The organism is Catenovulum maritimum (genome assembly GCF_001050375.1).
Classification (GTDB): domain Bacteria; phylum Pseudomonadota; class Gammaproteobacteria; order Enterobacterales; family Alteromonadaceae; genus Catenovulum; species Catenovulum maritimum.
Map to the genome: position 1 here is coordinate 20,262 of NZ_KQ130491.1, position 22,620 is coordinate 42,881.

The 22,620-nt window shown below is 37.9% G+C and carries 23 protein-coding genes; 13 read left to right on the forward strand and 10 right to left on the reverse strand.

The genetic code is table 11. From position 1 onward, the window contains the following. Window positions 1-376: 376 nt before the first annotated feature. The 3 genes from XM47_RS10880 to XM47_RS10895 all read right to left on the reverse strand — a co-directional run bounded on the left by XM47_RS10880 (window position 377) and on the right by XM47_RS10895 (window position 3,464). Window positions 377-967, reverse strand: coding sequence for a hypothetical protein (locus tag XM47_RS10880; protein ID WP_048692440.1), 591 nt, complete (start codon window positions 965-967; stop codon window positions 377-379). Window positions 968-1,456: 489 nt separating this feature from the next. Continuing rightward, window positions 1,457-1,783 carry a hypothetical protein gene (locus XM47_RS10890; RefSeq protein ID WP_048692443.1) on the reverse strand — a complete coding sequence of 109 codons (327 nt, stop codon included), beginning with the start codon at window positions 1,781-1,783 and terminating at the stop codon, window positions 1,457-1,459. Between the two features lie 370 nt (window positions 1,784-2,153). Next, entirely contained in the window at window positions 2,154-3,464 is a 1,311-nt protein-coding gene (locus XM47_RS10895; protein WP_048692444.1) for a family 16 glycosylhydrolase, read from the reverse strand. A gap of 319 nt (window positions 3,465-3,783) precedes the next feature. Here XM47_RS10895 and XM47_RS10900 point away from each other — a divergent pair, with 319 nt between their 5' ends. Continuing rightward, the gene (locus XM47_RS10900) at window positions 3,784-4,167 is read left to right on the forward strand and encodes a VOC family protein (RefSeq protein WP_048692446.1); all 384 of its coding nucleotides are present in this window, start codon (window positions 3,784-3,786) and stop codon (window positions 4,165-4,167) included. A 52-nt stretch (window positions 4,168-4,219) separates the two neighbouring features. On the opposite strand, the gene XM47_RS10905 is transcribed toward XM47_RS10900, so the two are convergent. Beyond that, window positions 4,220-4,561 carry a zinc ribbon domain-containing protein YjdM gene (locus XM47_RS10905; protein WP_048692448.1) on the reverse strand — a complete coding sequence of 114 codons (342 nt, stop codon included), beginning with the start codon at window positions 4,559-4,561 and terminating at the stop codon, window positions 4,220-4,222. Window positions 4,562-4,906: 345 nt separating this feature from the next. On the opposite strand from XM47_RS10905, the gene XM47_RS10910 reads away from it, so the two are divergent. From XM47_RS10910 to XM47_RS10940, 7 genes are all read left to right on the forward strand, one after another. Further along, window positions 4,907-5,845, forward strand: coding sequence for a hypothetical protein (locus tag XM47_RS10910; protein ID WP_048692450.1), 939 nt, complete (start codon window positions 4,907-4,909; stop codon window positions 5,843-5,845). Then, window positions 5,838-6,215, forward strand: a complete 378-nt coding sequence (locus XM47_RS10915; protein ID WP_048692451.1) for a GntR family transcriptional regulator — start codon at window positions 5,838-5,840, stop codon at window positions 6,213-6,215. The genes XM47_RS10910 and XM47_RS10915 overlap by 8 nt, the downstream gene beginning before the upstream one ends. Further along, a complete protein-coding gene (locus tag XM47_RS10920; protein ID WP_048692453.1) occupies window positions 6,212-7,084 on the forward strand; it encodes an ABC transporter ATP-binding protein in 873 nt (290 codons plus the stop codon). Before XM47_RS10915 ends, XM47_RS10920 begins: the two co-directional genes overlap by 4 nt. Beyond that, on the forward strand, window positions 7,077-8,072 hold the full coding sequence (locus tag XM47_RS10925) for a hypothetical protein (RefSeq protein ID WP_048692454.1): 996 nt from the start codon (window positions 7,077-7,079) through the stop codon (window positions 8,070-8,072). The genes XM47_RS10920 and XM47_RS10925 overlap by 8 nt, the downstream gene beginning before the upstream one ends. A 92-nt stretch (window positions 8,073-8,164) precedes the next feature. Further along, window positions 8,165-11,128 (forward strand): TolB family protein, encoded by a 2,964-nt coding sequence (locus XM47_RS10930; protein ID WP_048692456.1) that lies wholly within the window; start codon window positions 8,165-8,167, stop codon window positions 11,126-11,128. 72 nt (window positions 11,129-11,200) lie between these two features. Next, a complete protein-coding gene (locus XM47_RS10935) occupies window positions 11,201-11,539 on the forward strand; it encodes an FKBP-type peptidyl-prolyl cis-trans isomerase (RefSeq protein WP_048692458.1) in 339 nt (112 codons plus the stop codon). Between the two features lie 335 nt (window positions 11,540-11,874). Beyond that, window positions 11,875-13,053 (forward strand): pectate lyase, encoded by a 1,179-nt coding sequence (locus tag XM47_RS10940; protein WP_048692460.1) that lies wholly within the window; start codon window positions 11,875-11,877, stop codon window positions 13,051-13,053. Window positions 13,054-13,166: 113 nt separating this feature from the next. On the opposite strand, the gene XM47_RS10945 is transcribed toward XM47_RS10940, so the two are convergent. Continuing rightward, a complete protein-coding gene (locus tag XM47_RS10945; protein WP_245623454.1) occupies window positions 13,167-14,564 on the reverse strand; it encodes an ATP-binding cassette domain-containing protein in 1,398 nt (465 codons plus the stop codon). A gap of 69 nt (window positions 14,565-14,633) precedes the next feature. Here XM47_RS10945 and XM47_RS10950 point away from each other — a divergent pair, with 69 nt between their 5' ends. Then, the gene (locus XM47_RS10950) at window positions 14,634-15,437 is read left to right on the forward strand and encodes a CLCA_X family protein (RefSeq protein ID WP_245623455.1); all 804 of its coding nucleotides are present in this window, start codon (window positions 14,634-14,636) and stop codon (window positions 15,435-15,437) included. Between the two features lie 60 nt (window positions 15,438-15,497). On the opposite strand, the gene lysA is transcribed toward XM47_RS10950, so the two are convergent. Both lysA and lptM read right to left on the reverse strand, forming a co-directional pair. Then, window positions 15,498-16,748 (reverse strand): diaminopimelate decarboxylase, encoded by a 1,251-nt coding sequence (lysA, locus tag XM47_RS10955; RefSeq protein ID WP_048692462.1) that lies wholly within the window; start codon window positions 16,746-16,748, stop codon window positions 15,498-15,500. Between the two features lie 12 nt (window positions 16,749-16,760). Next, entirely contained in the window at window positions 16,761-16,913 is a 153-nt protein-coding gene (lptM, locus tag XM47_RS19050) for an LPS translocon maturation chaperone LptM (RefSeq protein ID WP_149865499.1), read from the reverse strand. A gap of 130 nt (window positions 16,914-17,043) precedes the next feature. On the opposite strand from lptM, the gene cyaY reads away from it, so the two are divergent. The 3 genes from cyaY to XM47_RS10970 are packed head-to-tail and all read left to right on the forward strand — an operon-like array spanning window position 17,044 to window position 19,514. Beyond that, complete coding sequence (gene cyaY / locus XM47_RS10960; RefSeq protein ID WP_048692622.1) at window positions 17,044-17,367, forward strand: iron donor protein CyaY; 324 nt, start codon at window positions 17,044-17,046, stop codon at window positions 17,365-17,367. An 11-nt stretch (window positions 17,368-17,378) separates the two neighbouring features. Next, a complete protein-coding gene (locus XM47_RS10965; protein ID WP_048692464.1) occupies window positions 17,379-18,050 on the forward strand; it encodes an alpha/beta hydrolase in 672 nt (223 codons plus the stop codon). A gap of 15 nt (window positions 18,051-18,065) precedes the next feature. Further along, the gene (locus XM47_RS10970) at window positions 18,066-19,514 is read left to right on the forward strand and encodes a sensor domain-containing diguanylate cyclase (protein WP_048692466.1); all 1,449 of its coding nucleotides are present in this window, start codon (window positions 18,066-18,068) and stop codon (window positions 19,512-19,514) included. 14 nt (window positions 19,515-19,528) lie between these two features. Here XM47_RS10970 and dtd read toward each other — a convergent pair whose 3' ends face one another. Genes dtd through XM47_RS10985 form a run of 3 tightly spaced genes read right to left on the reverse strand, consistent with a single transcriptional unit; the run spans window position 19,529 to window position 21,823 of the window. Then, window positions 19,529-19,966 carry a D-aminoacyl-tRNA deacylase gene (dtd, locus tag XM47_RS10975; RefSeq protein WP_048692467.1) on the reverse strand — a complete coding sequence of 146 codons (438 nt, stop codon included), beginning with the start codon at window positions 19,964-19,966 and terminating at the stop codon, window positions 19,529-19,531. 3 nt (window positions 19,967-19,969) lie between these two features. Continuing rightward, the gene (pip, locus tag XM47_RS10980) at window positions 19,970-20,941 is read right to left on the reverse strand and encodes a prolyl aminopeptidase (protein ID WP_048692469.1); all 972 of its coding nucleotides are present in this window, start codon (window positions 20,939-20,941) and stop codon (window positions 19,970-19,972) included. Window positions 20,942-20,947: 6 nt separating this feature from the next. Beyond that, window positions 20,948-21,823, reverse strand: a complete 876-nt coding sequence (locus tag XM47_RS10985) for a YihY family inner membrane protein (protein ID WP_245623456.1) — start codon at window positions 21,821-21,823, stop codon at window positions 20,948-20,950. A 158-nt stretch (window positions 21,824-21,981) separates the two neighbouring features. Here XM47_RS10985 and XM47_RS10990 point away from each other — a divergent pair, with 158 nt between their 5' ends. Continuing rightward, on the forward strand, window positions 21,982-22,611 hold the full coding sequence (locus tag XM47_RS10990; protein ID WP_048692471.1) for a ceramidase domain-containing protein: 630 nt from the start codon (window positions 21,982-21,984) through the stop codon (window positions 22,609-22,611). Window positions 22,612-22,620: the final 9 nt, after the last annotated feature.

Genomic DNA, 22,620 nt, shown 5'->3' on the forward strand with positions numbered 1-22,620 from the left:
TACTTTGTCACTGTCAATTAGGCTGGATCAAAGAAGATTGGGGATGCAGATCAATTTTAATCTGGTTAGGCGGTTTTGTTGGGGTTCGCTTCGCTCGACCCAACCTACGCGGGCTGTAACACACAGGCTAACCACACGATAAAAATAGAAGTAGGATAAAGCATAACCCATTGATTTAATTGCTTTCTAAAAGTGCCTGTCCAGATAGTTTTTTTAAAAGTTTCAGCCCGTTAATGCTGGCTCTATTAACTTTCGCCTTGGCAATAAAATACTGTAACACACAGGCTAACCACACGATAAAAATAGAAGCAGGATAAAGCATAACCTATTGATTTTATTTCTTTCTAAAAGTGCCTGTCCAGATGGTTTTTAACTACTATTTGATGAAATTCTTAGTGAATTTGGCTGTAGAAAACTCAGGAAATTGAGTTTTAAAATCTTTAATCACCTTATCATAGTCATCAAAAACAAAAACTTGTGTAAAAGGAGCTTGCACTTCTCCGGGTTTCCTTGTTTCAGAGCCGCCTATAAAAATCGGTTCCCATACGCCATACGTTCTTTTTGAAATTGGCTTTCTTCCCAACACATCGAACCCTGCACCTATGTGAAAAGATTTAACTAAGGTGCCAATATATTGAAAGGGCTCATCGCTTACAGTAAATGCAAAAGAAGTGTCTTTGGAGCCAGTACCACCTTGTCGTGAACCTATGGAATGAACGGTGTAGTTACCTGGTGGTAAACGAAGGAAAAATGATTTTGCTCCCGTATATCCAATAAATTCGCCTGTATCCTCATTTTTTAAATCAAACCCAGTCCCTGAGCCCACCCCTCTTGACCAGACACTTATGCCTCCGACGACAACTGGAAGATTTGAATCGGCTTTTTTGACGTCATACTTTGGAGATGGTCCTGAGGCACATCCGACAAAAAGAAAAACTAAAATGAATAGAGAATATTTGATTTTCACAGGAATTCCTTGTGGTAGTTAACGGCCCATTCAGGGGCTTTTAATAAGTTGGCTAAAATAAGGAACGCAGTGAGGGAAGCCAACGGTTAAAAGTCCCTGCGGCAATGGCTTGTTATGTACCTTTTTTACGGAGCTTCGATTGGATGTATTTAAATACAACCAAAATACTAAAACACCAAAAGGCAAACTTAAAACTGCTAACGAATATAAACCAAAATGGTTCTTCTTCAAAAGAAATCATATTGGTTACTCGAATATTCAGAATCTCTAAATGTAAAAGTGCTCCTATTAATTGATCCCCTAGCCAAAAGACAAAGAAAGAACAAATAAAGAACCATAAGAAACTATCTGAAACGCCGAGTTCTTTAAATTTCACGAAACCTCTTTAGGTACATAACACCCCAGTAATAAGTGACGTTAGTTTGGCAATTTTGTTGCGTCGTTTGCAACTAAAAATGCAAAACTTAAGGAATCTTTTTAACTGGCTTGTTATGCGCTTAAGCCCGTAAACATAAGAGCAAATTTAATAGCAACGGTAGCGAAGACGAAAATCATAAGCCATTTACGAACAAGCCTTAGCTTAATTACAGTCTTATCATTTTGCTCAGATATAAAACCTGTTTTCATAGAGTCATTGAGATATACAGAACTAGTTGCCGCCGAATTAACTCCCATTTTACTCTCAATTGATTTTTCCCACTCTTCAGGATAATTGGCCTTGATGTGATCATTAAGCTCTTTATTTACGATGAGCAGTACAAGTAGGCTTACGATAATAATAAAAGTAACGATTTTTGCTACCCTCCCAAAGCGCATAACAGCTTAATCATTAGAAGTGCGTATAGAACTTTTCAATATTGAGTCTAACAACGCCATTCCAATAAATTTTAAATTAATAATTTCATAAACTTAAGCTTAAATTAACTAAAGTGCAACAACAATTTTAGGCTAGAAACCAAGCCAACCGTCAAATATAGGGTCGTTATGTAAACTTACTATTATAAAAAACAAATAAAATTATATTGTTAATTACTATTATCTTCAGGAAACCAATACTTTGTTAAAAACAAAGCGAGAAATAATTTGATTTTTGAGTTAGCCTCAATGTCTGCTTCTGGCACTTATGCGACTATCAGATTTGATTAAGCCTTAATAATCAAATCTGATAGATTCTTATTCATTTATATTATTGCGCTTTGGGCGCTTCTACTAGCTTTACTTCATCAATAACAAAGTGCTTACCTTGTGGTTTATTTGTAAAATAAACGGTGACTGATTTTGTTTCTGCTGTCGTTGTAAATTGAACGCTTTTTAAATGGTAGTAAGGAAAGAAATATCTATTATCTGTATATTTTTTGCCATCCATTACCACGCCCATGTAGCCAGTGAACCATTTATTTTTCATATTGGTTTCGGTTGATTTTGTCCAAGCGGATAACATATAAGTGGTGTTGGGTTTTACTTTAACTTCTTGCTCTATGCGGCCTGCCGAAGTTAACTGAGCGGCCAGTTTTCCTGCTTTAGCATCTTCACTTATTGTGCTGGCAGTTCCTTGCCAATGCTCTAAATTTGCTTCAAAACTTGGGTTGTTAATTAAATTTTCTCTGTCGATACAACCTGGTCCATTGCCTTCTCTTTGCCAAATTCTGCTGTAATCAACCACAAATTTTTGGCCATCACCAAAGTCTTCTTTTGTCATTTGATCTGGTTTCAGTTCCCAATCAAAGGTTTCTGAATCTATCCATACTTTTTGCTCGTTAACCGCCACCCAATTATCGCCAATTTCTTCACGTGTTTGGCAGCTAATTAAACGGCCATCAACGTAGATAGCTATGTAATTTTCATCCCATTCAAGCCCATAAACATGAAAATCATCCGCGACTCTAAAATCTAAAATATGATCATTGGTCCAAATACGCTTACCGAAGGTTTTAGAGCCTTTGCGCCAATCGTGAAACGAAGTGTGGTATTTTTTAGCAGAATGCGACTTTTTCTTATTTTCTCCATAATGTTCAAAAACGTCGATTTCGCCACCTTTACCTGTAGTCCAGTATGCACTAGAAACTGGGCCGTCAGCCGCTTTGGCTCTTGTTTCCATATAACCATATTTGAATTTTTTCTTGGTAATAATGGCAGCTGTGGTTATTGGTGCTGGTTTGCCATAGTAATAACCATTATTAAATTTCTCATCGGCGAATTTAAAGTCTGGATCCCATCTATTTGTAATGGTTAAAAAACCGTTGGCGATAGTTACATTGTCAGGGTTGAATTGCGATGGTGCTCTCCCTTTCCATTGGCCGTAATAGTTACTATCTTGGCCTAGGTTTAACCATTTGTCTAAATCGAGACTGTCGCCATTAAACTCGTCACTGATTTCTTTATTCAGTTTCCAACCAGCTTTATTTTCAGGATCCGATAGCGGTACAGGCGCTGCGTATAATGAACCTGAAAAACAGGTTAAAAGCATCAGTAAATTACAATATCTAGCTAGTTTCATGGATACACACCTTAATGATGAAATGACTTAGCTAACAAAGCATGCGTTCAGTAAGTCTAGTCGGTAAAAATTTTCATATGTCACCAAATGCTTTTTGGGAGAGATATGTGAACTTGTCAATTTTATCGGATCAACATTATAAAATCCAATTAACATAATATAAATCTAAACATATTATCTTTTTTGGTGAAACTATTTTCTCTAGCTGGATGAATCAATTTTCTTTGTTTGTCTCCTTCTACTGACACAAGGCTGTCAGTAGGCTTGATTTAAACTCTTTAATATCAATTTATAAAGAGACAAAAGAGAGTATAGATAAATGAATAATAACAGTGTAAATATTGCGGTTTGGTTTGAAATTCCGGCAATTAACTTTGAGCGTGCGGTTTGTTTTTATCAAGACATTCTTGATGTCGAGATAGTGTCAATTGAGCTTGCAGGGTTCAAGCAAGGCTTGTTTCCTCATGATGATACATCTTTAGTATCAGGCGCTATTGTTTGTGGTATGGGAGCTCAACCTTCTCGTAACGGCAGCGTGATTTACTTAAATGGTGGCGATGATCTTGAGCAAGTTTTATCAAAAGTAGAGGGAGCTGGAGGTGAAGTTATCACAGCTAAAACTCACTTAGGCGACGAAATTGGTTACATCGCCCATTTTATTGATATTGAAGGTAATCGCATTGGTCTTCATTCTATGAATTAATGCTAAAACTTAGTTGTAATAGCAGTTAGCTCTAGCTGCTATTAATCGGAAATTAAGCTTTTTTGACCACGCTAGATTTTAACAGCATATCTCCTGAACCATCTACTTTACAGTCAATGTCATGATCGCCTGGTAAAAAGCGTTTAATAGTGGCTTTTGTACCTACCTTAATCACAGTTGATGTACCTTTTACTTTTAAGTCTTTTACAACCGTTACTTTGTCGCCTTCCGCGAGTAAGTTACCTACCGCATCTTTTAACACAATTGCATCTTCATCGATATCGGCTTGGTTTGGATCCCACTCGTGTGCACATTCTGGACAAATTAATAAATTTTGATCTTGGTAAACATATTCTGAAGCGCATTTTGGACAAGCTGGAAGTTGATCGCTCATAACTTTCTCTTATTGTTGATGAAGGCATAAAATTTGTGGGGCTATTATAGCTAACCTTAACTCTGGATAACAACTTGCTTTGTTGAGAGTCTTTTTGCTGATACTAGACTCTAGTAATAGCTAGCCATTAGCCAGCTATTAGCCAGTGTGATCATTGAATATAACACCTCTAAATTTATCAGGTGCAATTTTGACTAATTTAAAAACATAAATAACTAATTGTTTTTAATATGATTGTTAGTTTCATTAGTTCATTTTGAATAAAAAGTGTGCAAAAAATACTTGCCGTAATTGATATGGTGTTATATTGTTGTATAACACCATATCAATATAGGATGTATTTACATGAATCGTCTAATTAAGGCCGTTTGTTCAGTTGCCTTGCTTGCCGCTTTTAACTTGCAAGCAACGGAAGCCATTTATCAAGTAATGCCGTTAAAAGATATTTCGTCATTGGTTGCCGAAGGGAATATTGTCGTTGAAGTAAAACAAGCAAATGATGAGAAAGCTGAAATATATTTGCGAAAGAATGGCAAAAACTCAGTTGTGATAACCCAAGAGGTGATGAGCAATAATGACAATCAAGAACAATTTCGTTTAAGGGTTAGGGAGCAACCAAATGAAGCAGGCAATCAGAATGAAGCAGCGGCTTTGGCTGTTGTTAAGCTTTATTTAAAACAAGTTGATTTAATTATTGCTGATGAGCTACATAAACTCACTATCTCAGGTCAGTTTGATTTAAAAGACGCTTTGGCTGTTCGCTTAGTTGGCGATAGCAAGGCTGAAATTGATTTAACCGCTGAAGCATTTCAACTAAATTTGAGTAATAGCTCAAGTGCAAATATTACTGCCCTCAATGCGAATCGATTTGATTTGTCTCTACGCAATCAATCCAGCGCTGTATTAGGTAACGGCCGTTTTCAACAGCAATACATAAAAATCGCCCATCAGGCTAATTTTACAATGCAGAATACGCAGTCCAACCAGATTAATATCGATGTGAGAAATCAAGCTAAAACTGTAATAGATAAAAGTAACAAGCACAGCCTAGCTGACATAAAGGTAAAGAACCAAGCCAATGTAAAGTTCGATGTGTTCGGCTTAGAGCAAGTAAATGCGACCACGCGTAATCATGCCCTACTTAGTTTAGGCGGGCAGGCTAAGTTAAATGCCAAAGCGCATAATTCATCTTTAATTACTTACGTTGAAGTTGATCGCACACCGCTAAAAGTTAAGTTGGCTAACGCCGGTAAAGTAGAAAAAGTGGAGATCGCCAATGAATAACCAATGGAGCGATGACATCCCCATATACAAGCAACTTGTAGAAAAACTAAAGAAAGCCATTTTGAATAATATGTATCCTGAAGAGACAGCTTTGCCCTCGGTTAGAGCGATTTCTGCAGAGTTAAATATCAATCATATTACGGTTTCAAAAGCTTACCATGAATTATTAGATGATGGACTCATCGAAAAGAGAAGAGGGTTAGGTATGTTTGTTAAATTAGGTGCAATAGAAGTGTTAAGTCATTCAGAAAAAACAAAATTTTTGACAGAAGATTTACCAAAATTGATTCAGAAAATGCACCAGCTCAACATAGACAGTGAACTCGTAATTAAGCAAATAAAGCAATTAGCTAAGGAGTCTGAACAATGAAACCCGTGATTCAGGCAACAAATTTAAATAAATTTTATGCCAAGCAGCAAGTATTATCTGGGGTTAACTTTACAGCCCAATCAGGTGAAATTATTGGTGTTGTGGGTACCAATGGCGCAGGAAAAAGTACTTTGCTTAAGAGTTTGCTTGGTTTAACTCGAGTTGAAGGCGACATTGAAGTTTGCGGTTTAAACCCACGAGAAGCTCATGATAAATTGATGGAAAAAGTCAGCTTTATTGCCGACACCGCGACTTTACCTAAGTGGATTACTGCGGCTCAGTTGTTCGAATATACAGCAGCAACTCATCCTAATTTTAATTTAGAATTAGCGGAAGCTTTTTTAGCTAAAACCAAAATTAAAGCCAATCAAAAAGTTAAAACTATGTCTAAAGGCATGGTTACCCAGTTACATTTAGCTTTAGTGATAGCGATTGATTCAGAGCTGTTAGTGTTAGATGAGCCAACAATTGGTTTGGATGTGATTCGCAGAAAGTCTTTTTATAATAGCCTGTTAGAAGATTATTTTGATGATAACAACACAATTATTATTACCACGCATCAAATTGAAGAAGTCGAAAATATACTGACCCGAGCGGTATTTATTGATGACGGCAAAATCGTATTAGATATGAATATAGAAGACATACCTCAGCGTTTTGCGCAGATTAAAGTTCAACCAGCCTGTCAGCCGCAACTAGAAGCGCTTAAGCCGATTTATCAAACTAAAGCTATTGATGGTTTAGTTTACTTTTTCGATGGTTTTAATCCTGAGCAATTGACAGAATTTGGTGAATATAAAACCCCAAGTTTATCGGATATTTTTGTTGCCTTATTAGAAAAACAAGCAGTGGAGGTGAACCATGTTTAATCTATATTTAGCTCAGTTTAAACGGGAGTTTTGGGAACATAAAACGGTTATGTTTAAGGTACCTTTAATTGCGGCGTCTGTTGCTATTATCTCTATGTTAATCATGCTGCTTTATTTTCCTAGTATAGATAGCAAAACAATATATGTGCAGGCTGATGGCGATTTACATATATCATTTGGCAATTCAAACAGTGGATATTCGACTCACTCTTCTGAGGTGTTATTAGATTCATCTCAGATAGATACGTTAGAAAATTGGCAAGCGGTTGAGCAAGATTTTCCTCAGCGGGAAATCCAGAAAAAACCAGAGATGCAGCACTTAAAAGCAGAAGACTTAGCAGCTTTTCAAACTTGGAGTTTAGGTTTTAGTGCTTTGGTTATTTCTGTCTTTTTGATTAGTCTACTGGTCTCTAGCTTTTCTGCTGATAGAAAAGATAGCAGTATTTTATTTTGGCGGTCATTACCTATACCCGAAAGCCGAAATGTTGTGGTGAAGTATTTAAATGCATATTTAGGCCTAACTTTTATTTATCTTGCGATTACCTTATTAGCGTCTTTGATCATATTGAGTATGTTTGCTGTATTTGAAAGCTATATCTCTCCGGCAACAGATTTCATTATCACGCCATTGTTATGGTCGTTATTTTGGGCTTTTGCGAGTGGCTGCCTTTATTTGTTCTTTATTGTTTTTTGGCTGTCACCTATTTTTGCTTGGATCGGATTAGCAGCTAGTTACCCTAATCGTAATTTTGCATTAGTCGCGATAGTACCTTTGTTATTAATCTCTTTGGTGGAATGGATTATCTTTAGTACAAAGACTTTTTCAACTAGCATCATAGATTACATAGATAAAGGAATGGACTCGGTTAGCTATTTAGCTAAAGGTGAATTTGGCCAAGTAGACTTTGGATTATTTGCGATAGGTCTGGTTGTTAGTGTGTTGTTTACTATCGCAACTATCTATATGCGTAAATGGCGCATCGATTAGCGGCTTCATTCGTTATAAGCCGGCATTATTTAATCGGCCGGCTTGATATCTTTGCTCAGACAATGAATTTAGTTTTATAAGGATTTATCTAGATGAAAACATCCGTTATTTTTCGACGGGCGATTTATTTCTTATTGCTCAATATTTTTAGCCTACAGTCTGCTTTAGCGAGTGTGAATATATTTGCCCAAGAGGATGATTGGCAGACGATAGAAACCGAACATTTCAATGTTCATTTTCCACCTGAGTTAAAAACTTGGGCCGTTTCTGCTGCGCATCAGGCTGAGATTGTAAGAGAGGTACTTAAAAAACAACAAAACAGAGTGTTAACAGAGAAAGTCGATACTTTTGTTGTTGATCCTTACAATCTTCCTAATGGCATGGCTATGGGGCTGAGTCATAAACCAATTATGATATTGTTCGCCACCCCAGTGCAGTCAAACATACTGCCTAATTTTTCTAGCTGGCAGCAAACGCTAATTTTACATGAATATGTTCATTTGCTGCATTTAGCACAGAAACCTAGACATAAGTGGCGCAACCGAGCAGCGCAATGGTTTGACTTATATGATGCTTTAAAGCTTGATTCAGAGCGCTGGGTAGCCGAAGGCTATGCCACTCTACTTGAATCTAAATTAACCGGTCGAGGTCGTTTGTACGATGAAAGTGCAGAAAGCTTTTTGCTGCAAATTGCTAAACAGGGCGCTTTACCTAGCTATGAAGAGTTAAATAGGACTAAGGGCAGCTTTTCCGCTGGGGCTATGGCTTATCTGGTTGGTGCCAGATATTTAAAGTGGTTAGAAGATAAATACTCAGTTGAAGATTTAGATTCAGTATGGACACGTTGGTTTGCGGTTGAAAAGCGTGATTTTAATCAGGCTTTTGTCGGGGTTTTTCAACAATCACCAAAACGTTTATATCAGGCATTTGTGGCTGAATATACAGAAAAAGCGATGCGTCACTTTCGCCAATTTGAATCCTCAAAAGCGACGCTCTGGATGGATTTTAAAGGTTGGGTTGTTTCTCCTAAAGTAAGCCCAAATGGTCAAAAAATTGCGTTTTTATCAAAAAATAAAAAACAGAAAAGCACTCGGTTAAATGTGCATTCAACCGCCGAAAATACTAAAGCATTAGAAAAGTTTAAGCAGAAAAACGCTAAAATTTTAAAGCGTGATCCTGTCGATATTCTAGATAAGATGCCAAAAGTTTTCGAGCGAAAGCATCAAGCGAGTCTTTCATTGTTGAGCTATCCCGGCATTAATAATCTGGTATGGTCAGATGACGAGACGATTCTATTTACCGCATTAACTTATAGCGAGCAGCACAAATCATTCCGTAATTTACACAGTTGGAATATTAAGACGAATCAAGTACGCCGCTTGACTGATGAAATCAATATACGACGTTTTGATCTGGCTAGGTTTTCCAATCAAACTGGTCACTTTATTATTGCGGAAAAGAGTGAGTTGGGACAATCTCAGCTAATAAAGCTGGATCTGAGCAGTGATAAACTTGTCAATTTGACTGAGGCGAGTTTAGAGCATATTTACGATTTCCCTAAAATAAGTCCGAATAAGCAAAAACTAGCTTATTTGCGCACAGGGCTAAATCAAAAGTGGCGATTAGCCGTCAGAGATTTAGAGAATAAGACCGATTTTTGGCTACCTTTACCTAAAGATTACCAGTATGTTTCTTTCCCGCTTTGGCACCCAAGCAACGGGAATTTACTTTTTGTCGCCAGCCAAGATAATGCTTTTCGCTTATACCAATATGATTTTGCGACCAAGACGCTTTCGGCTTTAACTTCGGGAGAACAAAGTGTTTATTGGCCGGAGTTTTTAACCGAAAACAAGCTAGTTTATTTGACCGCTAATGCGGATGGTATGGATCTGTATCAGATCAAACTAGACGAGTTAACTCCAAATAACTTAACTTTGAATTATTTAGCCCAAGACGATTTAGATGGCACAGTAAGTAAACCTGAAAAAAGGTATCTGAATCAAACCAGCAAGTGGATGTTACCACCAGCCGAAGTTAAAACTAGCCAAGATATAGGGCAACTAAAACCTTATGGTAGAGGCAAGCAATTTGGTACTTTGGTATTCGGCTTACATCAAAATACGGCGTCAACTGAATTGCTTGAGCTTGGTTTTAGAAGTTCGGATTGGCTACAAAAATTCAGCTGGCAAGTAAATTATAGTCAAGATACCCAAGCTGAGGTATTGGCTGGTGTTAATGCCAAAGCGAGTTATACGGCATTACCTGTCGATTTTATGGCTGAGCTTTATCAGTATGAAATGCGACCTGATCGCCAATCTAGTCAGGCTCAGCTCAGTCAAGCTTTTGATTTACCGCCGCAGCAATCCTTATCGGCTGAAATTAAACAAACGGGTGCTATGTTTAAAGCGAGTTTGCCTTATCAGCAAGCTTGGTTGAAGTTTGATACCTATGCTCAATACCAATGGATTGATTACCAATCTGAGTTAATGGCTGTTAACAAACAGCAAAATTTGATCCTAGGTTTTGAGCAATCTTGGCGTTATTTAATGCCTAATTATTACTTATATCAATCTAGCTCCGCTGATTTTATTCGAGGCAACACTGATAGTTTAAATTGGCAGGGCAATAACTTAGCTTTAGGGCTAGGTGTTCAATTTGAAAAATACGCCATTGAACTAGAAACCAAGCGGGTCAATCGAGCCAGTCAATCAGGAAATATTTTAAGCTTAGGTGGGTTTGAGTCTAACTTAGTTTCTAGCCAACAAAATATAAATCAGATTTTTAGTCCAGAATTGGCTTTTTATTCTCAGTTTGGTAATGACTATAGCAAACACCAAGCCAAGCTTAAGTATCATGGGTTTAATTTCTTTATGCGCCAGCAGCAGCTAGATGATAATGAGAAGATAAAATCTGTTGGCGTAGATGCCTCACTTTATATTCCTATGGGATTTACGGGTGTGAGCCAATTAAATGCCAAAATTGGCTACGCTAAGGTAAAATCTGAATTACGCAAAGATGATAATCAATTTTGGTTGAGTATTTTTCATAAGTGGTAAGTGCAAAGCTTAGTTTTAGTGTGATAGAAATTATAGTGGCTGAAGCTGCTATAAATTTGTTTGGAGAGATAAATGGCAGAACTTGAGATAACGGACCTAGTGGTAGGTGAAGGAAAAGAAGCGGTTAAAGGTGCGTTAATTACGACTAATTACCGCGGGTTTTTGAGCGATGGAACCCAGTTTGATTCATCTTATGATAAAGGCAGACCTTTTCAATGTGTGATTGGCACTGGACGCGTGATTAAAGGTTGGGATCAAGGCATTATGGGGATGAAAGTTGGCGGTAAGCGCAAATTATTTGTACCTTCTCATTTAGCTTATGGCGAACGTAGTATGGGCAGCGTGATACCTGCTCATTCAGATCTGAGTTTTGAGATTGAATTACTCGAAGTATTGACTCGTGATGATTAAGGGGTCCTGATCTTGGTTTGAGCTGGGCGTACGTTATTTTACAACGCAAATTTAAGGGGATTTATCCCGCTCAGCTTATTTTTTACTGGTACTGTTAATTGGCTAGCTTCTTTAAGTGAAACATAATTTGCTTATTTTTTGTTCGTGATATTATAATATTATTTCTGGTGTGAGGTCTTTAACCAGACATAACTATAATTCTAATGCAGGCTAAGGGTGATACTTGTTGTTAAATTTAAATCAGATGGGGTTGATTTAAATTTAAAGTGCCACCGGTGGCTAAGTTGGGTTTGTGGCTTTAAATTGGAAACTAACAAGATAAAAAAGGTAAAAAAATGAGAAAATTCTTATGCAGTTTGATTTTAATTCTGTTTAGTGCGAGCAGTATCGCAGCCTTATCTAGTGGGCGATATATTATTGTTTCAAAGTTAAATGGTAATGCTTTAGATGTTGCTAACTTTGATACCGCTAATGGCGCTAATGTGATGACATGGTATACCTTAGGTAATAATAACCAGCAATTTGATGTGCAAGATTTAGGGGATGGGTCGTACTCAATCCGAGCGGTCCATAGTGGTAAATCTTTGGATGTTTATGAATGGAATACTGGCGATGGTGCCGAAGTTAGGCAGTGGGACTATACAGGTGCAGATAATCAGCGTTGGTGGTTAGATTATTACGGCGCAGGAAATTATGCGATAACCTCTAAATTTAGTGGTAAGTCAATTGACGTATGGGGAATGAGTATGTTCCCAGGTGCAGACGCTAGGCTTTATTCTTACTGGGGCGGTGCGGGTCAATTATGGAGCTTTATTCGAGTTGGTAGCGCAAGCGAGTGCTATGCGGGCGCAACTTTAACCAATACTTTTGTTGATTGTGGGGGGAAAACAATCGGGCTAAGTTGTAGTGGCGATGATGAATCTCAAGGCGCTGTGTTATCGCTTGATAATTCAACGGTTAAAAATGTAAAACTCTCTTCAAGTGGCGGGGCTGATGGCATTCACTGTACTGCAGGTAACTGTACTATTGCTGATGTAACATGGAACGATATATGTGAAGACGCCGCGACAAATAAGTCTGAGGGAGGAACTATGACAATTGTTGGTGGTTCAGCATATAACTCAAATTCGGGTTATGGCGGAAAACCAGATAAAATTTTCCAACATAACTCTAAAAATAGCACCACAATTATTGGTGGAGGTTTCACCGCAACTGGGACTCATGGAAAGTTATGGCGGTCTTGTGGTAACTGTAGTAATAATGGCGGCCCAAGAAATGTGATCATTAACGATGTAAACATTAATGCGACTATAGGTTCGATTGCTGGTGTAAATAGTAATTATGGTGATATCGCGATTATTCGTAACTTAAGAATTAAAAATTATTCTTCTGGTAAGCCACCTGTATGTGAAGAGTATCAAGGTGTACAAAAGGGTAGCTCGTCGACTAAGTATGGGGAAGCGTGGAACTCTGCTAGTTGTAATGTATCGACTTCTGATGTGAGTTCTCTTTAGTTATTGGTTTAATTGCCAAATAGGCAGTATGCACTTAGTATTGTGCATGCGTTTTGGGAATTTAGACTTGCTTTAAAGTTGGAGGTTAAACCAACTTTAAAGCAATTTAAGTATTATTCGCTAAGTTTAATTTTTTGCTTAAATAATGGCAAATGTTCATCTTCTCTGTGGCTGACTAGGACGATTGTGCTGTGTCGCTGAGATTCAATGTGTTGCAAAAAGTTGAGTATTTTATGTCGGTTAACTTCATCAAGGCCTTGGGTTGGTTCATCTAGCATTAACAGCAAAGGGGCTTTGACTAAGGCTCTGGCAATTAATACTAACCTTTGCTCGCCGTAACTTAATTGAGAAAATAGTGAGTTAGCGGCTTTTCTCATACCTATTTTATCAAGCCAATGTTTGGCTATGTTTAACTGGGTGGCGTCTGGCTGTTTATATAAGCCGATTGAGTCATAAAACCCTGAAAGAACCACAGTTAGTACATTGCAATTGACTCTATAGCTTCTGTGTAATTCTGAACTGACCAAACCTATGTTTTTCTTTATATCCCAAATAGTTTCGCCCGAACCTCGGCGATAGCCAAATACAGTGACTGGATTGCTAAAGCATTGTGGGCAATCGCCAGTGATTAGGTGCATTAGGGTTGATTTACCCGAGCCATTTTTGCCGGTAATTAAGGTGTGCTCTAAGGGTTTTATATTTAAGCTAACCTCAGAAAAAATTTGACGCTGGTTGTAACTGACGCTGCAATTTTCCAGTTGGGCTAAATAAGTATGCTGGTAGTCGCTAATTTGGAAAGGGCGATCTGGCCAGTCATTATTATCGAGCGTCTCTATACTGAGGAGTTGGTCTAATGCTTGTCCTGTTTTACTTGAATTGAGCTGGCCTAAATTGAGTAATTCTCCCCGTTCAATAAAAGCCACTTGCTGACACCAAAGAGGAATGTCTTGGCGATTACTTAACAGTAATAATACACAAATGCCTTGCTGACTGGCTTGCTTTAGCGTTTCTGAAAGCGCTTGGCAAGACTCCGTATCTAAACTGTCGAATGGGTTGTCACAGATAAGTAAATCTATACCGGAAAAAATAGCTTTTAATATGAGTAATTTACGGCTTTCCCCTGTACTCAATTGGCGGTAGCCGGTTTCTAATTTTTCAGTTAAACCAAGCTGAGCGATTAAAGGGTGATTTAATTTATCTGCGGGTAAAAAGTCTTTGGCTTTAGTGCCGTAATCTACTTCATTGGTGATATCGGATTCATCAATTTTTAGCTCATGTTCGTAAACGGCTTGCTGCGCCTCAAAAGAAATTAAGCTTACTTTTTTCTGATTCGGTCTGAGTAACTCGTCGGCAGTATAATTAGCCAGTTTATCAGTAAGTAGCTGATCTAAATATTGTTTCCCTGAGCCATTTTTACCTACTACAACCCAACTTTCAGTTAAGAAAATTTGCCAATGCTTAATGATTAAATTTTTGTGTTTTAAATTATCAATACTCAGAATGGGCTGCATAAATTAACTCTAGTTTGCTGGTTGCTCTAGGTGCATAATAACAGTTCATCAGATTATTTGAGAGAAAGCTTGAGCATCCCCAAGACTAAAAAAAATCGTTTAAACCGAGCTTATTATCGTTCTGGCTTAGACCATAGATCTAGTTCTGATGTCTCTTTTGTTGATATCAGGCGAGCATTTGGTTTTAGAAGTATTCAAGTTGGTAAATGGGTAACACAAAAAGAGCAACAAATTGCGGCTAACTTAATTTTTGATGCCTTGTCCGATTTAGCCATGATTTTACAAATACCCAAAGAGGCAATTTCATTAAGGGGTAGTTTGTCGCTGGCTTTTGGCACTGGCGGACAAAAATTTGCTCAAGCTCATTATCATATTGGTAAAAAAGAATTAGCGTTGGCTAAAAATGCGGGTGGCGGTGCGTTAGCGCACGAATGGTTTCACGCCTTCGACCATTATATTTGTTCAAAAATGTTGAGCTTGCCTAAATCAAAATTCGCCTCTCATGCTTGGCTGTTATCTGAAGAGACTATGCAGCATGAATTAAATCAATTGTTATCCCAAGTTTATCAATGCATTTTTTTACAAAAAGATAACTCTCAGCTCCCAAGTGAGTACTTTAAAACAGCCGCTTTAATAGATAAAAAACTTGAGCAGGTGTATTACGCTTTACCTGAAGAGTTAGCCGCTAGAGCTTTTGAAGCTTATATTCAAGATTCAGTGAGTAATGAATTTCTTGTTAAAGGCACAAAGCAAAGCGATGAAGCAAAAGCCGGTTTGTATCCTTTAAACCAACACAGATTAGATATTGCGACTGCATTTGCTCAGTATTTTGAATTACTTGGTCGGTATTTATTTGCCGAAACTGCTAGATAGAAAACAAAACAGGCAGAAAGTATATTCTTTCTACCTGTTTACCGAGTTATGGTCAGGTGCTTATGGTAAAAGGTTCTCGCCTTTCCATAAATCTTCTAACTGTTCACGCTCTCTAACAAGGTGAACTGCGTCGCCATCAACCATTAACTCTGCCGCTCTTACTCGGCTGTTATAGTTTGAGCTCATAGTAAAGCCGTAAGCGCCAGATGAACGAATCGCTAATAAATCATCAGCAGCAATTGCTAAATCTCTATCTTTACCTAAGAAATCGCCCGTTTCACAGATAGGTCCAACAATGTCATATACCTTGCTTTCACGTTCTAGATTTGCATCTACAGGTATAATATTTTGCCAAGCGCTATATAAAGATGGGCGAATCAAATCATTCATTGCCGCATCAACAATCGCAAAGTTCTTTTCTTCGCCTTGTTTTAAAAACTCAACTTTAGTGACTAAGATACCCGCATTCGCCATAATTGCTCGGCCTGGTTCAAAGACTAGTTTTAAGTTAGGTCTATCAGCTACACGTTCTAACAAAGCAGATACATATTCGTCTGGTTGTGGTGGTGTTTCATCGCTATAAGTGACACCTAAGCCGCCACCTACGTCTAAATGAGATAATTGAATACCAGCTGCTGAAATTTCGTCAATTAAGTTTAATACTTTATCTAAAGCATCAATAAAAGGCTGAATTTCGGTTAACTGAGAACCTATATGGCAGTCGATACCTTTTACATTCAAGTTATCTAGTGAAGCCGCATATTTATACACTTCAACCGCTCGCTCTCTTTCGATACCGAATTTATTTGCTTTTAAGCCAGTTGAAATATATGGATGTGTTTTGGCATCTACATCTGGATTAACACGAATTGAAATCGGTGCAATTAATTCAAGCTCTTTAGCGACTTTATTGATTCTGTCTAATTCGGCTTCTGATTCAACATTGAAACAGTAAATGCCTGCTTCAAGTGCGTACTCAATTTCTGCTTCTGTTTTACCAACACCAGAGAACACGACTTTACTTGGATCGCCGCCAGCTTGGATTACTCTTGCAAGTTCGCCACCAGAGACAATATCAAAACCAGAACCCATTTTAGCCATTACATTGAGTACGCCTAAATTAGAGTTGGCTTTAACGGCATAACAAACTAAATGCGGGTGGCTTTTTGCTGCATTATCAAATGCCAACCAATGACGCTCTATGGTTGCGCGCGAATATATATAACAAGGTGTGTTATGAGTAGCGGCAATCTCAGCAACGCTTACGTCTTCAGCAAATAATTGCTGATCTTTATAGTTAAAAAAGTCCAAGCTTATCTCCGCTTATTTATCTGTTTGCTTACTTTCTGAATTTTGTTGTTGGCTATTCTGCTCTGTCTTTGCTGCTTTTTCTGGAATAAATAGCGGCCCTTTTTGTCCGCAGGCGCTTAGCAAGACTAATGCAATAATGGCTAACACTAATTTTGGTTGTTTCATATTTAACATGGTAACCGATTTAAATGATGAAGTTGGTTTATGCTCAAGAGTTTGGTGCATTTTACACAAAACTATGGGTATAATCTTGGGCATTATTCTATTGCAAAACCAAGAAAAAAACATGAGCCAAATAACAGAAACTCAATATCATCAACTTGTAGACGATATATTACTAGAAATTGAACAATTTTTAGAGAAAATTGAAGACGATTTTGACCTTGATTACGAAAACTTTGGCGGCAAATTAGATATTGAATTTGCTGATGGCAGCAAAATCATCATTAATAAGCAAGAGCCTTTGTTACAGTTGTGGGTAGCGACCAAGTTTAATGGTCATCATTTTAATTACCAAGACGGCGTTTGGATTGATGAAAGATTCGGCGACGAGTTTTGGCACTTTATGAATCAAGCGGCAAGTAAACAAGCAAACGCAACAATTAACTTCCGTAAATAGTGGAGATATAAATGGCTGAGTTAATACCTCACATTGATGTGAATCCGAAAGGTGATGTTAAAGCTTTAGTGGTATGGATGCATGGTTTAGGTGACTCTGGGCATGGTTTTGCGCCTATTGTTCCTGAGTTTAATTTACCGGACGAGCTTGGTATTAGATTTGTTTTTCCGCACGCGCCAGTTAGACCTATCACAGTGAATAATGGCGTGCCTATGCGTGGCTGGTACGATATCGTTTCATTCGATTTTGATAATCGTGCTGACGATTCGGGTGTTATAGAATCTGCAGTTGAGTTGCAAGCCCTGATTGATAATGAGCTGACAACTTATAATTTAACACCTGACAAGTTAGTGATTGCCGGTTTTTCTCAAGGCGGTGTCATGGCTTACCATTTAGGTTGTCGTCAAGCTCAGCCAATTGCAGGTATATTGTCTTTATCTGCTTATTTAGCTATGCCAAATCAACTTGCAGAGCAAGCATCAGATGCTGCTAAGCCAACACCTATTATGGCAATGCATGGTAATCATGATGAAATCGTACCAATTGAACTTGGCCGTTTATCTGCTGAAACCGTTAAGCAAGCTGGCTTCTCACTGGATTGGCTTGAGTATAATATGCAGCACAATATTTGCCCTGAGCAAGTTGAACAAATTGGCACTTGGTTAGCGCAAAAACTTGGTTAGGTTTAAGCTTACATTATGACCTTTGCCAGCTTAATTGGCAGCAAATATAAATTTGTTGCCTTAGTTTCCTTACTGATTTTTGCCGGTTTCACTGCAACTAGCTTAACTAGCTATTTTGTTGCACATAATAGCATTGCAAAACAAATTACAGAGTCCGCATTACCATTAACCAGTGACAATATCTACTCTGAAATTCAACGTGACTTGATGCAGCCTATCTTTATTTCTTCTTTGATGGCTCAAGACACTTTTTTACGTGAGTGGGTGATATCAGGTGAAATGGAAACAGATAAAATCACTCGATATCTTGCGGGCATACAAGAACAATATCAAACGGTCACCGCTTTTTTTGTCTCTAATGAGAGCGCGAATTATTATCACTCTTCTGGTCGATTAAAAGCCATTAACCCTGATGATAAACAAGATGCTTGGTATTTCAGAGTGGCTCAAATGTCATCTGAATACGAGATTAATTTAGATTATGACACTGCAAAGCCAGACAGATTAGTCGTTTTTATAAATTACAAAGTATTTGATTTTGATGAGAATTTTATCGGTGCAACCGGTGTCGGTTTAGCATTAACTAAAGTTAAAGCTTTAATTGAAAGTTATCAAAACCGCTTTCAACGCAAAGTTTATTTTATTGATCGTGCTGGAAAGGTGACATTGAGAGGCGAAGCTTACCAAGATTCAACCCGTTTATTTACAACTCCAGAATACCAAGCTCTGCTTTCCTCGGATTCCATTACAGAGCAAGCTGCATTCAGTTATAGTGATGATGGCAATCATGTACATGTGAATGCGAGATATATTCCTGAATTTGATTGGTACGTTGTTATAGAACAGCAAGATAATCAGCTCACTTCTTCATTAGTCACCTCATTAATTTTTAATTTGGCGGTTAGTTTAATTATTACCCTAGTTGTTTTAGTTGTAAGTTATTTTTTAATCACCACATTTCAAACTAAGTTAGAGTATATGGCGACGGTAGACAAATTGTCGGGCGCTTATAACCGACACGGCTCAGATATTCTTTTTAAGCAGTGCATCAATTTCGCCAAGCGTAAAAATACGGCTTTATCTGCGATCTTATTGGATATAGATTACTTCAAAAAAATTAACGATAAACACGGGCACTTGGTTGGTGATAAAGCGATTAAGCAGGTGGCTGATGTGGTTAAATCTCAACTTAGAAATTCAGATGCCTTGTGTCGCTGGGGCGGCGAAGAATTTTTAATTATCCTACCCGAGTGTGATTTAGATTCTGCTCGACAGCTTGCAGAAAAAATTAGAGCTGAGCTAACCAAAACTGCTTTTTTAAAGGATGATTTTTTATCTGCGAGTTTTGGCGTAGGTTCTCATATAGATGGTGAAACAGAAGCTGAGTGGGTTAATCGACTCGATTTAGCTTTGTATCAAGCTAAACACAAGGGTCGTAACCGAGTCGAGTTAGCAAATAGCTAGCTTGGCGTTTATGCTTACACTTCTAACCTTATTGTCATTGGTCCGTCGTTCATTAAGCTAACTTTCATATCGGCTTGAAATTGACCCGTTTGAACTGGAATGTTTTCGGCTTCAATTTGCGCGGCTAGATGTAAATATAGCTCGTTTGCGATTTCTGGCAGGGCTGCATTTGAAAAGCTCGGTCTCATGCCTTTTTTAGTGTCTGCAGCTAGCGTAAATTGTGATACAACTAATATCTCCCCGGCTACATCTTTAACACTTAAGTTAGTTTTACCTTCTTCATCTTCGAAGATTCGATAGCCAGAGATACGTTTTGCTAGCCTGTCGGCTTTGGTTTTATCATCGCCTTTTTCGACTCCAACAAAGACTAGAATACCTTTGCCGATTGATGCTATTTCTTTCCCCTCTACCACGACATTAGCATGGCCTACTTTTTGTAATAATGCGATCACGCTTTAATCCTGTTTGTTTTTTTCTTGAAAATATACTGCGAGTGCTCTACTGGCTTGACAAAAACTATGGGCAATAGCTGTCTCGCCTAAAGAGTGACCCGCTTTAGGCACGATTAGCAGTTTGCTGTTCTCCCAAGCTTGGTTAAGCTGCCAAGCTTGGCTGAGATCGCAGACAGCATCATATCGACCATGAATTAATGTTGCGGGTATATGCTGTATTTTATTGATGTTGTCTAAAATTTGATTTTCGCTAATAAAGCAATTGTTAGCAAAATAGTGCGCTTCAAGTAAAGCCATTGCTAATGAGTGATGAGCCTCGGTCGCTTCTGGTTTCAGGTTTGGAGTAAAGTGTAAGCGTGATATTTGGCTTTCCCATAAACACCAGCACTTAGCTGCATTTAATTGCTGGATTTGGTTATCGCTGGTGAGCAATTCAAAGTAAGCTTTGATGATTTGCGATGCCGTTTTATGTTCAGAAGAAATAGGCTTTATAAATTCTTGGTAGTAATCAGGGAATAATTTAGCTGCGCCTTGGGCTTCGTATAACCAAGCTAAATCTTGTTTGCGACCTAAGAAAATGCCTCTTAGTAATAAAGCAGAAACTCGCTCTGGATAAGCTTGTGCATAGAGTAAAGCTAGGGTTGTGCCCCAGCTTCCGCCAGCAACAACCCATTGTTCAATCTTTAAATAGCATCTTATTTTTTCAAGATCTGAAATTAAATCGGCAGTGGTGTTATTTTCTATTGATAAAAAGGGCTTGGAGAGTCCACAAGCTCGTTGATCGTAACTAATGATTCTATATAGTTCAGGATCAAATAGTTGCCTTATTAAGCTGTTACTTGCGCCACCTGGACCGCCATGGCAATAGACAACTGGAATCCCATCTGGATTGCCTGATTCTTCCACATATACTTGGTGGTTATCGCCGACGTCGAGCCAAAATTTATTGTTTTCATTTATCTCTGGATACAGCATATTGAGCTACTCTTTTTTATCATCTAGTTCGATTATAGACGTATTTATGTCATTCTTTTTCTGATATAGGTCCATAATACAAGTTAATTCGGCGCCGAATAATACGACTAACCAGCTAACATAGACCCATAAAAAGAAAATAGGGATAGCAGCGAGTGAACCATAAATGACTTGATAGGTAGGAAAAGCATTTATGTACCAACCAAATAAGTATTTTATGAGTTCGAAAAATATACTTGTCATGAGTGCCCCCAAAATGGCGGCTGTGTTGCTTGGTGGTGCTGTAGGTACGATTCTGTATAAGAGTAAAAAATACAAAAAAGAAAATAGCAAAGGCAAGGTCACAGTAAAATATTCTGTTGGTAGCCAAGATGCAGCTTGATTGATCCATTCGAGCGCTAAAAACGCACTAGTCGCTGCCAAGCTAATACCTATCAATAAAGGCCCGACTATAATAACCAGTAAGTAGGTTAATAAATCTTGCCAGAATGGTTTAAGTTTTTTGCCTTTGAAAATTTTATTTAGTTCTTTATCGACATTTTTCAGTAGCATCATAGCGACGAAGAGTAGGGCAGCTAAACTTAAGCCTTTCATCTCTGATACGTTATCAATAAAGCGGTTGAGGTGTTGGGTGATTTCTTGCCCTGCATTTGGCACAAAGTGATCGAATAGAAATCCTTCCATTGTTTTTTGCGCCGAATCAAAGAAATCGAAGCTACCAAAAATCCCCAAAATAACCGTTACAAAAGGAATAAAGCTCAGTAGAGTCACATAAGTCAGATGACCAGATATAATGGTCAACTCATCTTCTTGGCATTTAGCGAACAGTTGTTTGATAAAATTTAAGCTTGGCTTAATTTTTTCAATTGTTTTTTTTAACACAAACAAGTTTAACCATTTGATAAAAATTATTAATGGGACTAGTTTACGAGAATTTACTTAGATTTATAGAGCTTGTTGAGTTTTAATTTATATCTGTTTTGAGAAAACAGTATAATTTCAGCTAGCCACTACAGCAATTTATCATTTTGAGGAAAAGCATGGATTTTTATTGCGAACGTTTGGATTTAAGTTTTTGGTCAGAGCCGGTGAATGCTTTAACCAATTTAGGTTTTATACTGGCTGGCTTGTTCGCACTGACTTTATTGAATCGTCACAAGTTAAAACTTACCCATCTGAATTTGTTAGCTTACTTTATGATAATTATTGGTATTGGGAGCTTTTTATTCCATACTTTTGCGAGCCGTTGGGCTTTGTTTGCAGATGTGCTGCCAATTTATTTCTTCCAGCTTATTTTCTTGTTTAGTTATCAAAAATACGCGTTAAACTTTAATACTAAGCAAATTATTTTTGGCTTTGTATTGTTCATTTTGGCCGTAGTTGCGAGTAAATCCATACCCGTTGCAATGAATGGTTCAGAAATGTATTTACCAACTATAGTCGCCTTAGTTGTTTTCAGCTGCCTATATAAATTAAGACAAGGTCGATTTGATTTTGCGTTACTCATTGCTAGCGGCGTATTCAGTCTTTCGCTTTTGTTACGGACAATTGATAACGCTATTTGCCAAGACTTTCCGCTAGGTACGCATTTTGGTTGGCATTTGTTGAATGCTATCGTGCTATTTTTTACTTGGTATAGTTTATACCTAGATGCTAAAGCCAAGGCTTAAACAAGCTGA

Excerpts from the sequence above, each read along its gene's own strand:
- XM47_RS10905 (WP_048692448.1), bottom strand. The coding sequence starts at position 4,561 with ATGAGCGATCAACTTCCAGCTTGTCCAAAATGCGCTTCAGAATATGTT.
- XM47_RS10920 (WP_048692453.1), top strand. The coding sequence starts at position 6,212 with ATGAAACCCGTGATTCAGGCAACAAATTTAAATAAATTTTATGCCAAG.
- XM47_RS10895 (WP_048692444.1), bottom strand. The coding sequence starts at position 3,464 with ATGAAACTAGCTAGATATTGTAATTTACTGATGCTTTTAACCTGTTTT.
- XM47_RS10900 (WP_048692446.1), top strand. The coding sequence starts at position 3,784 with ATGAATAATAACAGTGTAAATATTGCGGTTTGGTTTGAAATTCCGGCA.
- XM47_RS10970 (WP_048692466.1), top strand. The coding sequence starts at position 18,066 with ATGACCTTTGCCAGCTTAATTGGCAGCAAATATAAATTTGTTGCCTTA.
- XM47_RS10925 (WP_048692454.1), top strand. The coding sequence starts at position 7,077 with ATGTTTAATCTATATTTAGCTCAGTTTAAACGGGAGTTTTGGGAACAT.
- XM47_RS10965 (WP_048692464.1), top strand. The coding sequence starts at position 17,379 with ATGGCTGAGTTAATACCTCACATTGATGTGAATCCGAAAGGTGATGTT.
- pip (WP_048692469.1), bottom strand. The coding sequence starts at position 20,941 with ATGCTGTATCCAGAGATAAATGAAAACAATAAATTTTGGCTCGACGTC.
- lptM (WP_149865499.1), bottom strand. The coding sequence starts at position 16,913 with ATGAAACAACCAAAATTAGTGTTAGCCATTATTGCATTAGTCTTGCTA.
- XM47_RS10890 (WP_048692443.1), bottom strand. The coding sequence starts at position 1,783 with ATGCGCTTTGGGAGGGTAGCAAAAATCGTTACTTTTATTATTATCGTA.
- XM47_RS10935 (WP_048692458.1), top strand. The coding sequence starts at position 11,201 with ATGGCAGAACTTGAGATAACGGACCTAGTGGTAGGTGAAGGAAAAGAA.
- XM47_RS10940 (WP_048692460.1), top strand. The coding sequence starts at position 11,875 with ATGAGAAAATTCTTATGCAGTTTGATTTTAATTCTGTTTAGTGCGAGC.
- XM47_RS10915 (WP_048692451.1), top strand. The coding sequence starts at position 5,838 with ATGAATAACCAATGGAGCGATGACATCCCCATATACAAGCAACTTGTA.
- XM47_RS10990 (WP_048692471.1), top strand. The coding sequence starts at position 21,982 with ATGGATTTTTATTGCGAACGTTTGGATTTAAGTTTTTGGTCAGAGCCG.
- XM47_RS10945 (WP_245623454.1), bottom strand. The coding sequence starts at position 14,564 with ATGCAGCCCATTCTGAGTATTGATAATTTAAAACACAAAAATTTAATC.
- XM47_RS10910 (WP_048692450.1), top strand. The coding sequence starts at position 4,907 with ATGAATCGTCTAATTAAGGCCGTTTGTTCAGTTGCCTTGCTTGCCGCT.
- XM47_RS10930 (WP_048692456.1), top strand. The coding sequence starts at position 8,165 with ATGAAAACATCCGTTATTTTTCGACGGGCGATTTATTTCTTATTGCTC.